This window comes from Paramesorhizobium endophyticum, from assembly GCF_014640615.1.
Classification (GTDB): Bacteria; Pseudomonadota; Alphaproteobacteria; order Rhizobiales; family Rhizobiaceae; genus Paramesorhizobium; species Paramesorhizobium endophyticum.
In genome coordinates this window covers 60,091-74,483 of the sequence record NZ_BMHH01000009.1, presented here as the reverse complement: position 1 = coordinate 74,483, position 14,393 = coordinate 60,091, and the positions used below count along the sequence as shown (strand labels likewise).

Genomic DNA, 14,393 nt, shown 5'->3' with positions numbered 1-14,393 from the left:
CGCTCAAGTAGGAGAGAATGGAAATGGCAGTTCGCGTCGCAATCAACGGGTTTGGCCGCATCGGGCGCAATATCCTTCGAGCCATCGTGGAATCCGGCCGCACCGACATCGAGGTGGTCGCGATCAACGATCTTGGCCCCGTGGAGACCAACGCTCACCTGCTGCGCTATGATTCGGTCCATGGCCGCTTCCCGGCCAAGGTCACGGTCGAGGGCGATTCCATCGTCGTCGAGGGCTACAAGCCGATCAAGGTGACGGCGATCAAGAACCCGGCTGAGCTGCCGCATAGGGAATTGGGCGTCGATATCGCGCTGGAATGCACCGGCATCTTCACCACCCGCGACAAGGCGGCGGCGCATCTGGAAGCCGGCGCCAAGCGCGTCATCGTCTCCGCCCCGGCTGACGGCGCCGACCTGACGGTCGTCTACGGCGTCAATGACGACAAGCTGACCAAGGATCATCTGGTCATCTCCAACGCCTCCTGCACGACCAACTGCCTCGTGCCTGTCGTCAAGGTTCTGGATGACGCTGTCGGCATCGACCACGGCTTCATGACCACGATCCACTCCTACACCAACGACCAGCCCTCGCTCGACCAGATGCACAAGGATCTCTACCGTGCCCGCGCCGCGGCGCTGTCGATGATCCCGACGTCTACCGGCGCCGCCAAGGCCGTGGGCCTCGTGCTGCCGCACCTCAAGGGCAAGCTCGACGGCACTTCGGTGCGCGTGCCGACCCCGAACGTCTCGGTCGTGGACTTCAAATTCGTCGCCAAGCGGAACACCACGGTCGAGGAAATCAACGACGCCATCAAGGCCGCCGCCACCAACGGCCCGCTCAAGGGCGTGCTGGCCTACACCGAGGAGCAGCTGGTGTCGCGCGATTTCAACCACGACCCGCACTCCTCGATCTTCGCGATCGACCAGACCAAGGTCATGGAAGGCAATTTCGTGCGCATCCTCACCTGGTACGACAATGAGTGGGGCTTCTCCAACCGCATGGCCGATACGGCAGTGGCGCTTTCCAAGGTGATCTAAGCCATGTTCAGAGCCCTCCCCCCGAAAACGGTGCGCTGGCGTTCCACCGAGGGGGAGGGCCTTGAACACCTCGTGCTGACGCCGCAGGGCGGCGGCATCCACGCCGACAGCGTGGTGATCGGCAACCGGGGCGGTCTCCCCTACGGCGTCCGCTACCGCATCTATTGCGATCCAAACTGGGCCGTCCGCGCCTTCACCATCGAGTCGATGGCCGGCCAGCATCTCGCCCTCATGTCCGATGGCGCAGGCCATTGGCGCACCCCGGCAGGCGAGGCACAGCCGCAATTCGACGGCTGCATCGACATCGACCTCTCGGGCACGCCCTTCACCAACACATTGCCGATAAGACGCCTGAGCCTGACCCCGCAGGCGGGCACAGCAAAGCTCACCATGCTCTACGTGCCGTTCGACAGTTTCGAACCATTCCGCGACGGGCAGCACTACACCTGCTTGGAGCAGGGCCGGCTCTACCGCTACGAAGCCGAAGACCGCAACTTCACCGCCGACCTGCCCGTCGATGAGGATGGCCTCGTTTTGGATTATCCCGGCCTGTTTGAGAGGCTTGCGTTCTGATGGGAACGCGAAATACCCCCCTCTGCCCTGCCGGGCAGAGGGGGGTATCGTAGAGCGCCAGCCTCTCCGCCCCAATATGACATGCTAACCGGAGAAAAACCGATGACCTTCCGTACCCTTGATGATGCCGATCTCGCCTCCAAGCGCGTTCTTCTCCGCGTCGACCTGAATGTTCCCGTAGCCAATGGCGAAGTGACGGACGCCACCCGCATCGAGCGCGTCGCGCGCACGATCACGGAGCTCTCCGACAAGGGCGCCAAGGTCATCCTGCTTGCCCATTTCGGCCGTCCCAAGGGCGAGCCATCGGCGGAATTCTCGCTGCGGCAGGTGGTGAAGGCGCTGGAAGGGAAACTTCACAAGCCCGTGCGCTTCGCCGAGGATTGCATCAGCGAGAAGGCCGCCACTGCCGTCAGCGCCATGAAGGACGGTGATATTCTGCTCCTCGAAAACACCCGCTTCCACAAGGGCGAGGAGAAGAACGACCCCGAATTCGTCAAGGCGCTGGCCGCCAATGGCGATATCTATGTCAACGACGCCTTCTCGGCGGCCCACCGCGCCCATGCCTCGACGGAAGGCCTCGCCCATGTGCTTCCCGCCTATGCCGGACGCACCATGCAGGCGGAGCTGGAAGCGCTGGAAAAGGGCCTCGGCAAGCCCAGCCGCCCGGTGGTGGCGATTGTCGGCGGCGCGAAGGTTTCCTCCAAGATCGATCTCCTCAACAATCTCGTCGAAAAGGTCGATGCGCTCGTCATCGGCGGTGGCATGGCCAATACGTTCCTCGCCGCGCAAGGCATCGGAGTTGGGAAATCGCTGTGCGAGCATGATCTTGCCGACACCGCCCGCCAGATCATGGCCAAGGCGGAAGCCGCCAAATGCGCGATCATCCTGCCCGTCGATGCCATCGTCGCCTGGCATTTCCAGGCCGACGCGCCCAACCATGCCTTCGGCATCGATGCGATTCCCGCTGATGGAATGATTCTCGATGTCGGCCCCCAATCCATCGAGCGCGTCCAGGGCGCGATCGACGATGCGGCGACGCTGGTCTGGAACGGCCCGCTCGGCGCCTTCGAACTGCGGCCCTTCGACAAGGCCACCGTCGCCGCCGCCCGCCACGTTGCCGCCCGCACGAAGGAGGGCAAGCTCGTCTCCGTTGCCGGCGGCGGCGATACCGTCGCGGCGCTGAACCATGCGGGCGTGGCCGACGATTTCAGCTATGTCTCCACGGCCGGCGGCGCTTTCCTCGAATGGATGGAAGGCATGCCGCTTCCGGGTGTGGATGTGCTGCGGCGGGACTAAGTTTTTCGCTTGGATATTTTGATTTGACCGCTGGCGGGACAGAGGGGGGCGCTGTCCCGCCGACATTTCATATTTCTCGGCTCTTTAACCCTGCGTCGAAAAAAGTGATCAGCCTAAATCGTTTGAAATAAATTCAATCGTTTCAATAACTTGCCGTTACGTTTCGCTTGCCCCACTCTTTTGTTATGGCCATTTTCAGCCTAACCTAACGAGTGGAGCTCCGATCTATGACCGAACGTCTTCAGGATATCGCTATTGCCATGGTCGCCGACGGCAAGGGTATTCTTGCCGCCGATGAAAGCTCGGCCACCATCAGGAAGCGGTTCGATTCGATAGGCCTCGCCTCCACGGAAGTGAGCCGCCGCGACTATCGCGAAATGCTGTTCCGTTCCCAGGATGCGATGAAGAATTACATCTCCGGCGTGATTCTCTATGACGAGACGATCCGCCAGAACGCAGTCGACGGCACGCCGCTCCCCGAACTCATCAAGCAGGCGGGCAGCATCCCCGGCATCAAGGTGGACGCGGGCGCAAAGCCGTTGGCGGGCTTCCCGGGCGAAACCATCACCGAAGGTCTCGACGGCTTGCGCGAGCGTCTCGCCGAATATTATGCCCTCGGCGCGCGCTTCGCCAAATGGCGCAGCGTGATCTCCATCTCCGATGGCCTGCCGACCTGGGGCGCTGTCAAGCAGAACGCGCAGGCCCTCGCCCGCTATGCCGCACTCTGCCAGGAAGCCGGCATCGTACCGATGGTGGAGCCCGAAGTGCTGATGGATGGCAAGCCGGGTGACCATTCCATCGACCGCTGCTACGAGGTCACCGAATGGGTGCTGAAGACGGTCTTCACCGAGCTTTATGACGCACGCGTCGTGCTGGAAGGCATGATCCTGAAGCCGAACATGATTATCGATGGCCAGAATGCCCGCAAGGCTTCGGTCGAGGAAGTGGCTGAAAAGACCGTGCGCTGCTTTAAATCCACCGTTCCCGCCGCCGTGCCGGGCATCGCCTTCCTTTCCGGTGGCCAGACTGACGAGGAAGCGACCGCCCACCTCTCTGCCATGAACGCCGCCTTCGACATGCCATGGAAGCTCACCTTCTCCTATGGCCGCGCCCTGCAGGCGGCGGCGTTGAAGGCGTGGGGCGGCAAGCCGGAGAACGTCGCCGCCGGCCAGCGCGCCTTCACCCACCGCGCCCGGATGAATTCCCTCGCCGCCACCGGCGGCTGGCAGCCGGAGCTGGAGAAGGCAGCGTAAGGGAAGTGAATCCGGAAAGCGTCGGCGGGACAGCGCCCCCCTCTGCCCTGCCGGGCATCTCCCCCGCGAGGGGGGAGATCGGCCGATACGGCTCGCCTCGCTCATCTTGCAACGCTGGTGATTGATGCCAGCGCCGATGGAAGCTTAATCTCCCTCCTTGCGGGGGAGATGTCCGGCAGGACAGAGGGGGGGTGCCTAGCGACTCCGCCAAATCATGTGCCGCTTAAAAGAAAAGCCCGGATCGCCCGATCCGGGCTTTTTCATTTAACCGCCTTTTCTCCTGACAGACAGCTGTCAGGAGGGGTATGCGATGATGCCTTCATCAGAGATCGAGGAGAAGAGACATGGGCATCGTCATACCCCCCATCATGAGTGCAATCCTGCACTTCCAGCGCAAGATGAAGGAGCGGCGTGACCGCGCGCGTACCCGCCGCCTGATCGACAATCTGCCGGGCTATGTCCAGAGGGACATCGGCTGGACGGGCAGTTGCGAGGAATGGCAGCCGGGCAACTGGCAGCTGTCGCAGCGCAGGCAAAAGCGGTAGAATAGGCCGGAAAACCAATAGGAAAGCGCGGAAATGACGGAAAACAAGACGATTGGCCTCGTTTTCATCGAAGGTTACGCCGATTGGGAATTCGGCTTTCTCTCCGGTTCCGCCGTGGAGATTTTCGCCGCGCGCATCATTGCGCTTTCGCCCGAGGCGATGCCGGTGACGTCGATCGGCGGGCTGAAGCTGACGACGGAACGGGGCGTTTCGGCTGAGGAGAATACCGATCTCGACGCCGTCGCAATCATCGGCTCGGAGGGCTGGTTCGGCGACACCCCTCCTGACATTGCGCGCTTGCTCCTTTCGGTCCGCGCCCGCGGCGGGGTCATCGGCGGCATCTGCGCCGGCACCCTTCCGCTCGCCCACGCCGACCTGTTTTCAGCGACACCCCACGCCAGCAATGGGACCGGCTGGATTGAAGGCAAGATCGGCGCTTATAAAGGCGCGGAGCACTATCACGACGTGCCTCATGCCGTCAGCCATGGCCGTGTCGTCACCGCTCCCGGTACGGCGCCCGGAACCTTCGCCTCCGCCTTCCTCGAAGCGCTCTATCCTGATGAGACCGCGAAGACCGAAGACCTTACCGGGATGCTGTCCCGCGAATATGGGCGGGTATAACCCATGCGGCGTGCCGACCGTCTGTTCCAGATCGTGCAGCGCCTGCGGGGCGGCAGGCTGGTGACCGCGCGGCAACTGGCCGAGCGGCTGGAAGTCTCCGAGCGCACTATCTATCGCGACATTGCCGATTTGCAATCGACAGGCGTTCCCATCGATGGCGAGGCTGGCGTCGGATACATCCTGCGCGAAGGTTTCGACCTGCCGCCGCTGATGTTCACACGTGACGAGATCGTCGCCCTTGTGGTGGGCGCGCGGCTGGTCCGCGCCTGGGGCGGCGCATCCATGGCACGCGGCGCGGAAGAGGCGCTTATCAAGATCGAATCCGTGCTGCCGAAGGAAGACCGCTCACGTATCGCCAACACCCAGATCCACGCTCCCGCCGCTTACTTGAGCGAGCATGAGCGCCGCATCATCGACCTCGTCGAGCGAGCTGTCGATGGCGGCAATGTGCTGACGATCCAGTACCGCGACCTCGAGGGACGCGAGAGCGGCCGCGACATCCGCCCGCTCGGGCTCTGGTTCTGGGGAAAGGTCTGGACGGTCATCGGCTGGTGCGAATTGCGCACCGCGTTTCGAACCTTCCGCACCGACCGCATCTCGCTCGCCGCCGACTCCGGCCGCCGCTTCCGCCCCGAACGGGGAAAGACGCTGGCGGATTTTTACCGGCAGATGGAAATGCGGGAGTTTAATGCGTATCGGGATCAGTATTGATCCCCTCCCTCCCCCTTGCGGGGAGGGAGGCCCGAAGGGTCGGGTGGGGGTGGTGACGTTTGCGCCATTGTCTCCAGGAAAAGCGCAAGCGTCACCACCCCCATCCGCCCGCTAACGCGGGCACCTTCCCCGCAAGGGGGAGGGAGGGAGCCGAGCCACTACTCCTCGTCCTCATCCTCGCTGCGCGAGCCCTTGAGCGAGGACAGCTTCGCGAACACCTTGTCGGCGTCGAGCTCTTCCTCTTCGCGAGGCGAGAATTCGTCGCGATAGTCGAAATTCTCCGTCGCCGAGGCCGGAAGCAGCGTGTCGCCGGTATCGACCACCGCCGGGCGGTTCTTCGAGGCGCGTTCGACTTCGAGGTCGAGGTCGATCTGCGAGCAGAGGCCCAGCGTCACCGGGTCCATCGGCTGCAGGCTGGCGGAGTTCCAGTGCGTGCGGTTGCGGATCTGCTCGATGGTGGATTTCGTCGTGCCGATGAGGCGCGAAATCTGCGCGTCTTTCAGTTCCGGATGGTTGCGCACCAGCCAGAGAATGGCGTTCGGGCGGTCCTGGCGCTTCGATAGCGGCGTATAGCGCGGGCCCTTGCGCTTGGCTTCCGGCACGCGCACCTTTGGCTCGGAAAGCTTCAGCTTGTGATTGGGATCTTTCTCGGCGCGCGCGATTTCCTCACGCGTCAGCTGGCCGGTGATGACGGGGTCGAGGCCCTTGATTCCCTGCGCGGCTTCGCCATCGGCGATCGCCTTGACTTCGAGCGGATGCAGCTTGCAGAAATTGGCGATCTGGTCGAAGGACAGTGCGGTATTATCGACAAGCCAGACGGCCGTCGCCTTCGGCATAAGAAGCTGGGTGGCCATTAGATATAGTCCTCTCGTTCGTCCGCTCCGGGGGCGCGGGCCGTGGGGTAAACCACAAATTTCCGGGAAATCATTGCTTATATAGCGACGTTTTTTCCATGGGGCAAGAAAGTTGGAAGAGCATCTTGCATACGGGTGGATAGCCCCTCACCCTTACCCTCTCCCCGTGAATTACGGGGAGAGGGGGGCGTCGAGCGTCGTCGCCTCCTCCTTCTCCCCCTGCACCTGGCAGAAGAAAAGGCGGAAACGTGCATTGTCCCCCTCCCCCCGTCCTTTACGGGGAGAGGGTAAGGGTGAGGGGCAATTGCGCCCACGTTTCCAGTTTCATCAAACTGTCATTAAACTGTCATCCCATTGAAATGAAGCTGCATGAGGAGTGGGCGGAAATCAGAGGGAGCCTCACTCATGCAACGCCGTTCCATCCACCTTGCCATTTTGACCGCGCTTGGCGCTTCCGCCGCCTTCCCGGCGCTGGCCGAGCCGGTCTTCAACCGCATCGCCACCTTCCCCGTCGCGAAGAACCTGCCCGCCGACGCCGACAAGAAGGCGGAGACCTCGTCCGAGATCATCGCTGCCTCGCCGGATGGCAAGACGCTGGTCTATTCCGACAGCCCCTATGGCGCGGTCGGCTTTGTCGATATCACCGACCCGGCGGCGCCCAAGGCGGGCGGCCTCGTCAAGATGGAAGGCGAGCCGACATCCGTAACCGTGGTTGAGGGCAAGGTGCTCGCTGGCGTCAACACTTCGGAAAGCAAGACGAAGCCCTCCGGCCGTCTCGACGTCATCGACATCGCCAGCCGCAAGGTCGAGGCAAGCTGCGATCTCGGGGGCCAGCCCGATTCGGTCGCCGTGTCGCCCGACAAGGCCTTCCTCGCCATCGCAATCGAGAATGAGCGCGACGAGGATCTGAACGACGGCGAGCTGCCGCAGCTTCCAGGCGGCGATCTGAAAATCGTGCCGCTCAAGGACGGCGCGCCTGATTGCGCAGGGATGAAGACCGTTGCCCTGACAGGCCTTTCCGAAGTCGCGCCGGAAGATCCGGAGCCGGAATTCGTCGCCTTCAACAGCAAGAACGAAGTCGCCGTGACCCTGCAGGAGAACAACCACATCGCTATCGTCGATGCGGCGAGCGGCAAGGTGGTTTCGCATTTCTCCGCCGGCAGCGTCGATCTCGACGGCGTCGACGTGAAGTCCGACGGCACGCTCTCCTTCACCGGTTCCATCAAGGGCGCGCTGCGCGAGCCGGACGCCGTGAAATGGCTCGACGACAACCGCCTCGTCACCGCCAATGAGGGCGACTACAAGGGCGGCTCGCGCGGCTTCACCATCTTCAATCGCGACGGCAAGGTGCTTTATGAATCCGGCCCGTCACTGGAACACAAGATCGCGGCGATCGGCCATTATCCGGAAAAGCGTTCCGGTAAGAAGGGTATCGAGCCGGAAGGCGTCGAAGTCGCCACCTTCAATGGCACCAAATACATCTTCGTCGCCTCGGAGCGCGGCTCGGTCGTCGGCGTTTACAAGGACACGGGCGGCGAGCCGGAATTCCTCCAGCTGCTGCCCTCCGGCATCGGTCCGGAAGGCCTCGTCGCCATCCCCGGTCGCGACCTGCTCGTCACCGCCAATGAAAACGATCTCGTGGAAGATGGCGGCGCGCGCTCGCATGTGATGATCTACAAGCTCGGCGAAGGCAAACCCGCTTATCCGACCATCGTCTCGACCAATAAGGAGGACGGCTCGCCGCTCGGCTGGGGCGCGCTTTCCGGCCTCGTCGCGGATGAAAAAGTGCCGGGCAAGCTCTATGCCGTCTCCGACTCCTTCTATTCGTCCTCGCCGACGATCTTCACCATCGACGCGACCAAACAGCCGGCTGAGATCACCAAGGCGCTTGTCGTCACCCGTGGCGGCCATCCGGCGCAGAAGCTCGATCTTGAAGGCATCACCACCGATGGCGATGGCGGCTTCTGGCTCGCCAATGAGGGCGACGCCAAGAAGCTCGTGCCCCATGCGATCTTCCAGGTGAACGGCAAGGGCGAAATCAAGCAGGAAATCTCGCTGCCCGAGGGAATCCTAGCTGGTCAGACCCGCTTCGGCCTCGAAGGCATCACCCGCGTGGGCGAAGGCGACGACACCACGCTCTGGATGGCCGTGCAGCGCGAATGGGCTGACGATCCGAAGGGTACCGTCAAGCTCCTCGCCTATAAGCCCAAAGCCAAGGAATGGGCCGCGGTGCGCTACCCGCTCGACAAGACCGAGTCCGGCTGGGTGGGCCTCTCCGAAATCACCGCCCATGACGGTGAGCTCTACATCGTCGAGCGCGACAATCTCATCGGCGACAAGGCCGCGCTGAAAAAGCTCTACCGCGTCTCCCTCGACAGCCTCAAGCCCGCCAAGATCGGCGGCGAGCTGCCGGTGGTGGAAAAGACGCTGGTGCGCGACTTCCTGCCCGACCTCAAAAAGGCCAATGGCTACGTCATGGACAAGCTGGAAGGCTTCGCCATCGACAAGGACGGCAATGGCTACGCCGTGACCGACAATGACGGCGTGGACGATTCGGCTGGTGAGACGCTGTTCTGGACAATCGGCAAGGTCCAGAAGTAACACTCCGCTCCTCCCAAGCGGAAAGGCCGCGCTCAGGTGAGCGCGGCCTTTTGTTTCGATACAATTTCCGGATTGAGGGAAGCGCCAGGCACACCCCCCTCTGCCCTCCTGAGCTTGTCGAAGGGCGACATCTCCCCCACAAGGGGGGAGATTGGCCTTCATCGATGACGGCGCATAATCGTCAACGTCGGCGATTAGCGAAAGCGATTATGACAGCCGATCTCCCCCCTTGTGGGGGAGATGTCGCCCTTCGACAAGCTCAGGAGGACAGAGGGGGGTGTGTCTGGTGCCACCTGTCACAAACAAGGCCCACCCTACGCCACATCCAGCACGATCTTGCCGATGTGCCGCCCATCCTCCATGCGCTCATGCGCGCGCCAGGCGTCCCGCAGCGGGAAAATCATGTCCATGACAGGCGCGACGCGGCGTTCCTCCAGCAGCGGCCAGACCTTGGCTTCCAGTTCCCGAGCGATCCCGGCCTTGAACTCGACCGAACGCGGGCGTAGCGTCGAGCCGGTATGGGTCAGGCGCTTGGTCATCAGCTTGGTTAGATCGACCGTCGCCTTCGCCCCCTCGAGAAAGGCGATCTGAACGATGCGTCCGTCCATTGCCGCTGCGTCGTAATTGCGGGTGACGTAATCGCCGCCCACCATGTCTAGAATGACATCCGCGCCCTTGCCGTTCGTCGCCTCCGCGACAATCTTGACGAAATCCTCCTCGCGGTAATTGATCGCCCGGTCGGCCCCGATCTTCAGGCACGCCTCGCATTTGTCCGTCGATCCCGCCGTCGCGATGACATAGGAGCCGAAGGCGCTGGCAAGCTGGATCGCCGCCGTGCCGATGCCCGACGAGCCGCCATGCACCAGCAAGGTTTCCCCCGCCTTGAGGCCACCGCGCTCGAAGACATTATGCCAGACGGTAAAAAAGGTTTCCGCGATGGCCGCCGATTCCACATAGCCGAAGCCGGAAGGCAGCGGCAGGGCATTGCTTTCGTCCACCACAGCGAACTCCGCATAGCCGCCGCCGGCAAGCAGCGCCAGCACCTGGTCTCCCACCTTGAAGCGCTTGACCTCCTCGCCCGTCTCGGCCACCTCGCCCGCGATTTCCAGCCCCGGAATGTCGGACGCACCCGATGGAGGCGCATAATGCCCCTGCCGCTGCAATATATCGGGACGGTTGACGCCCGCCGCCCGCACCCGCACCAGGATCTCGCCCGGCCCCGGCTTCGGCACCGCGCGTTTCATCGGTTTCAGCACATGCGCCCCGCCGGGCTCGGCAATTCCGATTGCGATCATCTGGGAAGCTGGTTTGAGAGCCATAAGGCGCTCCTTTTCGAATGATTTGCATTTAAACCCGCTTGAAATGTATTGTTTCACCCATGTTTGGCAATGGGCCGGGCGCAGGAAAGCGAGAGGAGAACGACATGGCGCTTTTCGATGACGAACTGCCGGTGAGAAAGACCATTCACGAGATCGGGCAGGATCTCTCCCTGTTGTCGGTGGCGGAACTGGAGGAACGCATCGCCGCCCTGCGCGCCGAGATCGAGCGGCTGGAAGCCGACCGCGACCGGAAGGGAGCGAGCAAGGCGGCGGCGGAGGCGTTGTTTCGGTAGGGTTACTCGCCAAGCGCCCTCCTTCCCCCTTGCGGGGAAGGTGCCCGCGTTAGCGGGCGGATGGGGGTGGTGACGGATGTGCCTTTGCTGAAAACAGAAGCGCGCACGTCACCACCCCCATCCGGCCCTTCGGGCCACCTTCCCCACAAGGGGGAAGGAGGGTGCGCGCCAATGCCCCGCGCAACCATTTTCATCTTCCGCCATTATTCGGCCATGGGGGTTCCCTTCCCTCAATAAAAAAGGATTCGGGGGAGCATTTTGTTCAATTCATTCATCCAGGTTTTCGCGCTGCTGTGCGGCACCGCGTTTCTTTTAGCCGGCTCCGGGCTTCACGGCCTTTTGCTCCCCCTGCGCGGCGGGGCAGAAGGCTTTGCCATCAGTTCGCTGGGCCTTCTCGGCACCGCCTGGGCGGGCGGGTTCATCACCGGCTGTCTGCTGGCGCCAAGGCTGGTGCGCCGGGTGGGCCATGTCCGCGCCTTCGGTTTCTTCGCCTCATCCGCCGCCATCATCGCGCTCATGTCCGGGCTTTTCGTCGATTCCGTCATCTGGATCGGGCTGCGTGTCTTCACCGGCTTCGCCATGGCGGGGGCGTTCATGGTCATCGAAAGCTGGCTCAACGAACGCGCCACCAACGAAACCCGCGGTCGCATCTTCGGCCTCTACATGATGGTGAACTACGGCGCCGTCATGAGCGGCCAGATGATGGTGGCCGGCGGCAATATCCGGGGAGACGGCCTTTTCATGATGGCGGGCATCCTGTTCTGCCTCGCGCTCATCCCCACCGCCATCTCCACCGCCATCAGCCCCAAACCCCTGAGCGAAGTGCAACTCGATCTGAAGGCGCTCTACCGCAACTCGCCCGTCGCCTCGGTCGGGTGCATTCTCATCGGCATTGCCAATGGCGCCTGGGGCACGCTCGGCGCGGTCTATGGAGCCGATTCCGGCATCGACACCACCATGATCGCGCTGATGGTAAGCTTCACCATCCTTGCGGGCGCGCTCTCGCAGATCCCGGTCGGTCGCCTCTCCGACATGATGGACCGGCGCTTTGTGCTGGCGGGCGTGGCGGGCGCATCGTCGCTGATCGGCGTCGCCATCTTCCTGATCGCACCCACCAATACCATAACGATCCTGATCCTCACCGCCATCTATGGCGGCCTCGCCTATGCGCTTTATCCGGTGGCGGTGGCTCACGCCAACGACTTCGCGGCATCGGAGAATTATGTAAAGATTTCAGGCGGCCTGCTGCTGCTCTATGGCTTCGGCACCATGATCGGGCCGCTCGTCGCCGCCTTCGCGATGGAATATCTCTGGCCCGCGGCGCTCTTCGCCGTCACCGCGCTGGCGCATATTTCAATCACCGCCTACGCCATCGTCCGCTCGCGACAGCGCGCGGCCCCTTCGCGTGAGGAGAAGGAAAACTTCCAGAGCCTCCCCGAACGCGCCGCCACGCCGGAAGGGCTGAAGCTCATCCCGCGTGCGGAGGGGGAGCAGGGGTGAGATAGTTCACATTGAAATGTCAGCGGGACAGCGCGCCCCTCTGCCCTGCCGGGCATCTCCCCCCGCGAGGGGGGAGATTAAGCTATCATTTCCGCTTTCGCCAATCGCAGACATAGCAGAATAAGCGCCGCCCTTGATGTAGGCCAATCTCCCCCCTTGCGGGGGAGATGCCCGGCAGGGCAGAGGGGGGCGCTGTCCCGCCGGCGTATAAACCCCTGGTTAGTTATCTCTCAGTGGCGCGTCGCCCGCACCCTGAGCTTTTCAATCTGGTCCTTGAGCAGCAGTTTCCTGCGCTTGAGATCGGCGATATGGAGATCGTCCATCGCCGGGCAGGCCATCGCCTCGGCGATCTCCCTGTCCAGGGCGCCATGCTTTTTCTCCAGCGTTGCAAGATGGGTCTCAATGGCCATGATTGGATCTCCTTTGGGTTGGTTGTCGTCAAGAGGACTCACTGAACCGGCCGGATAAGCTCGACCGGGTCATGAAGCAGCCTTTGGAAGGCCGCCGCACCAATGCATGCTCAGAAGCTAATCAGGCAATTTTCCGCCGTTTCCGAACTTCTCCCCTCAACTAAACGGGAACCGGAAACTGCCCCTGCCTGAAGACTTCGTGACAGAGCGATGACAGTCTGCCACGACTTTGCGAGGAAGTCGATTTCGGATTAGTAGCATTTTCTATTCTGGCGAAATGTGATATGGGCTGCGCCGGGGCTAGATATCCTGAAAAATAGATAATCAGAACGGGACAAACCGGATGTCCGACCAGGAACAGGCAGATATCAGACTGGCCGTGGCACGTCTGAAGCAGGAGCATGCGGATTTCGACGCCGCCATCAATGCGATGATCGCCGTGGGCTGCGACCAGCTTCGCATCCAGCGCATGAAGAAGAAGAAGCTCGCCATCAAGGACAAGCTTCAGGAACTGGAAGACCAGATCATTCCGGACATTATTGCCTAGTAGGGGTGACATCAGAATTGCCTAGTAGGGGTGACATCAGAGCAGCTTACCGTTTGATGGAAAGCAGGTGCCATGGCGATCCCCTTCACCCTCGCCCTTCGAGGCTCCCCTTCGCAAGCTACGGGTCGCACCTCAGGATGAGGGTGAAGGGGTGTCGGCGCTCCAGTAGCCCTCATGGTGAGGTGCGAATGGAGCGCAGCGGAATTCGCCTCGAACCGCGAGGGCGCTCGGCGCCAATTCCATCAAACAAAACCCGCTCCACCCAGCCCTCGCCTTGCGAGACCGGGGCTTTTCGGTTAAGTGCCTTTCATCCAACGACAAAAGGAAAGTGGCGATGGCTGAGACACGGGCCGATGTGGCGATCATCATGGGCAGCCAGTCCGATTGGCCGACAATGCGCCACGCCGCCGAGACGCTCGCCGCGCTTGATATCTCCTACGACGCCCGCATCGTTTCCGCCCATCGCACGCCGGACCGCCTCGTCGCCTTCGCCAAGGGCGCGAAGGCGGAAGGCTTCAAGGTGATCATCGCCGGGGCCGGCGGCGCGGCGCATCTGCCGGGCATGGCCGCTTCGATGACGCCCCTGCCCGTTTTGGGCGTCCCGGTGGAGTCAAAAGCACTATCCGGGCAGGATTCGCTTCTCTCCATCGTCCAGATGCCCGCCGGCATTCCCGTCGGCACGCTCGCCATCGGCCGGTCCGGCGCGGTCAACGCCGCGCTTCTCGCCGCCGCCGTGCTGGCGCTTTCCGATGAAGCGCTCGCCAAGCGGCTCGACGCCTGGCGCGAGAAACAGAGCGCCGACGTGGCCGAACGCCCGAAGGACGAGGCGTGAC

Annotated in this window: 15 protein-coding genes; 12 read left to right on the top strand and 3 right to left on the bottom strand. The window is 62.6% G+C overall.

Translation table 11 applies throughout. The features are described from left to right. Window positions 1-23 precede the first annotated feature (23 nt). The 7 genes from gap (at window position 24) to IEX53_RS12545 (ending at window position 6,036) form a co-directional block, all read left to right on the top strand. Window positions 24-1,037 (top strand): type I glyceraldehyde-3-phosphate dehydrogenase, encoded by a 1,014-nt coding sequence (gap, locus tag IEX53_RS12575; protein ID WP_188824517.1) that lies wholly within the window; start codon window positions 24-26, stop codon window positions 1,035-1,037. Window positions 1,038-1,040: 3 nt separating this feature from the next. Next, a complete protein-coding gene (locus IEX53_RS12570; protein ID WP_188824516.1) occupies window positions 1,041-1,610 on the top strand; it encodes a putative glycolipid-binding domain-containing protein in 570 nt (189 codons plus the stop codon). 102 nt (window positions 1,611-1,712) lie between these two features. Further along, window positions 1,713-2,906 carry a phosphoglycerate kinase gene (locus tag IEX53_RS12565; RefSeq protein WP_188824515.1) on the top strand — a complete coding sequence of 398 codons (1,194 nt, stop codon included), beginning with the start codon at window positions 1,713-1,715 and terminating at the stop codon, window positions 2,904-2,906. 227 nt (window positions 2,907-3,133) lie between these two features. Further along, window positions 3,134-4,159 (top strand): class I fructose-bisphosphate aldolase, encoded by a 1,026-nt coding sequence (locus IEX53_RS12560; protein WP_188824514.1) that lies wholly within the window; start codon window positions 3,134-3,136, stop codon window positions 4,157-4,159. A gap of 344 nt (window positions 4,160-4,503) precedes the next feature. Beyond that, window positions 4,504-4,704: a hypothetical protein gene (locus tag IEX53_RS12555; RefSeq protein ID WP_188824513.1), complete on the top strand. Its 201-nt coding sequence runs from the start codon at window positions 4,504-4,506 to the stop codon at window positions 4,702-4,704. A gap of 33 nt (window positions 4,705-4,737) precedes the next feature. Beyond that, window positions 4,738-5,325 carry a DJ-1/PfpI family protein gene (locus IEX53_RS12550; RefSeq protein ID WP_188824512.1) on the top strand — a complete coding sequence of 196 codons (588 nt, stop codon included), beginning with the start codon at window positions 4,738-4,740 and terminating at the stop codon, window positions 5,323-5,325. Between the two features lie 3 nt (window positions 5,326-5,328). Continuing rightward, window positions 5,329-6,036, top strand: a complete 708-nt coding sequence (locus IEX53_RS12545) for a helix-turn-helix transcriptional regulator (protein WP_188824511.1) — start codon at window positions 5,329-5,331, stop codon at window positions 6,034-6,036. A 158-nt stretch (window positions 6,037-6,194) separates the two neighbouring features. Here the strand turns inward: IEX53_RS12545 and IEX53_RS12540 are convergent, their stop codons facing one another. Then, a complete protein-coding gene (locus IEX53_RS12540) occupies window positions 6,195-6,890 on the bottom strand; it encodes a DUF1013 domain-containing protein (protein WP_188824510.1) in 696 nt (231 codons plus the stop codon). Between the two features lie 405 nt (window positions 6,891-7,295). On the opposite strand from IEX53_RS12540, the gene IEX53_RS12535 reads away from it, so the two are divergent. Then, entirely contained in the window at window positions 7,296-9,491 is a 2,196-nt protein-coding gene (locus IEX53_RS12535) for an esterase-like activity of phytase family protein (RefSeq protein ID WP_188824509.1), read from the top strand. 314 nt (window positions 9,492-9,805) lie between these two features. Here IEX53_RS12535 and IEX53_RS12530 read toward each other — a convergent pair whose 3' ends face one another. After that, window positions 9,806-10,810 carry an NAD(P)H-quinone oxidoreductase gene (locus tag IEX53_RS12530; protein WP_188824508.1) on the bottom strand — a complete coding sequence of 335 codons (1,005 nt, stop codon included), beginning with the start codon at window positions 10,808-10,810 and terminating at the stop codon, window positions 9,806-9,808. A 104-nt stretch (window positions 10,811-10,914) separates the two neighbouring features. Between IEX53_RS12530 and IEX53_RS12525 the strand changes: the two genes are divergently transcribed. Together IEX53_RS12525 and IEX53_RS12520 are read left to right on the top strand one after the other, a co-directional pair. Next, window positions 10,915-11,103 (top strand): DUF1192 domain-containing protein, encoded by a 189-nt coding sequence (locus IEX53_RS12525; RefSeq protein ID WP_188824507.1) that lies wholly within the window; start codon window positions 10,915-10,917, stop codon window positions 11,101-11,103. Between the two features lie 258 nt (window positions 11,104-11,361). Then, window positions 11,362-12,603, top strand: a complete 1,242-nt coding sequence (locus IEX53_RS12520; protein WP_188824506.1) for an MFS transporter — start codon at window positions 11,362-11,364, stop codon at window positions 12,601-12,603. A gap of 230 nt (window positions 12,604-12,833) precedes the next feature. Here the strand turns inward: IEX53_RS12520 and IEX53_RS12515 are convergent, their stop codons facing one another. Continuing rightward, on the bottom strand, window positions 12,834-13,016 hold the full coding sequence (locus IEX53_RS12515; protein WP_188824614.1) for a YdcH family protein: 183 nt from the start codon (window positions 13,014-13,016) through the stop codon (window positions 12,834-12,836). Between the two features lie 340 nt (window positions 13,017-13,356). Between IEX53_RS12515 and IEX53_RS12510 the strand changes: the two genes are divergently transcribed. Both IEX53_RS12510 and purE read left to right on the top strand, forming a co-directional pair. Continuing rightward, window positions 13,357-13,560: a YdcH family protein gene (locus IEX53_RS12510; RefSeq protein WP_188824505.1), complete on the top strand. Its 204-nt coding sequence runs from the start codon at window positions 13,357-13,359 to the stop codon at window positions 13,558-13,560. A 334-nt stretch (window positions 13,561-13,894) separates the two neighbouring features. After that, the gene (gene purE / locus IEX53_RS12505) at window positions 13,895-14,392 is read left to right on the top strand and encodes a 5-(carboxyamino)imidazole ribonucleotide mutase (protein ID WP_188824504.1); all 498 of its coding nucleotides are present in this window, start codon (window positions 13,895-13,897) and stop codon (window positions 14,390-14,392) included. Window position 14,393 lies beyond the last annotated feature (1 nt).

What these genes read in the sequence shown, in the direction of transcription:
- gap (WP_188824517.1), top strand. Translation starts at nt 24, where the DNA reads ATGGCAGTTCGCGTCGCAATCAACGGGTTTGGCCGCATCGGGCGCAAT.
- IEX53_RS12570 (WP_188824516.1), top strand. Translation starts at nt 1,041, where the DNA reads ATGTTCAGAGCCCTCCCCCCGAAAACGGTGCGCTGGCGTTCCACCGAG.
- IEX53_RS12565 (WP_188824515.1), top strand. Translation starts at nt 1,713, where the DNA reads ATGACCTTCCGTACCCTTGATGATGCCGATCTCGCCTCCAAGCGCGTT.
- IEX53_RS12560 (WP_188824514.1), top strand. Translation starts at nt 3,134, where the DNA reads ATGACCGAACGTCTTCAGGATATCGCTATTGCCATGGTCGCCGACGGC.
- IEX53_RS12555 (WP_188824513.1), top strand. Translation starts at nt 4,504, where the DNA reads ATGGGCATCGTCATACCCCCCATCATGAGTGCAATCCTGCACTTCCAG.
- IEX53_RS12550 (WP_188824512.1), top strand. Translation starts at nt 4,738, where the DNA reads ATGACGGAAAACAAGACGATTGGCCTCGTTTTCATCGAAGGTTACGCC.
- IEX53_RS12545 (WP_188824511.1), top strand. Translation starts at nt 5,329, where the DNA reads ATGCGGCGTGCCGACCGTCTGTTCCAGATCGTGCAGCGCCTGCGGGGC.
- IEX53_RS12540 (WP_188824510.1), bottom strand. Translation starts at nt 6,890, where the DNA reads ATGGCCACCCAGCTTCTTATGCCGAAGGCGACGGCCGTCTGGCTTGTC.
- IEX53_RS12535 (WP_188824509.1), top strand. Translation starts at nt 7,296, where the DNA reads ATGCAACGCCGTTCCATCCACCTTGCCATTTTGACCGCGCTTGGCGCT.
- IEX53_RS12530 (WP_188824508.1), bottom strand. Translation starts at nt 10,810, where the DNA reads ATGGCTCTCAAACCAGCTTCCCAGATGATCGCAATCGGAATTGCCGAG.
- IEX53_RS12525 (WP_188824507.1), top strand. Translation starts at nt 10,915, where the DNA reads ATGGCGCTTTTCGATGACGAACTGCCGGTGAGAAAGACCATTCACGAG.
- IEX53_RS12510 (WP_188824505.1), top strand. Translation starts at nt 13,357, where the DNA reads ATGTCCGACCAGGAACAGGCAGATATCAGACTGGCCGTGGCACGTCTG.
- purE (WP_188824504.1), top strand. Translation starts at nt 13,895, where the DNA reads ATGGCTGAGACACGGGCCGATGTGGCGATCATCATGGGCAGCCAGTCC.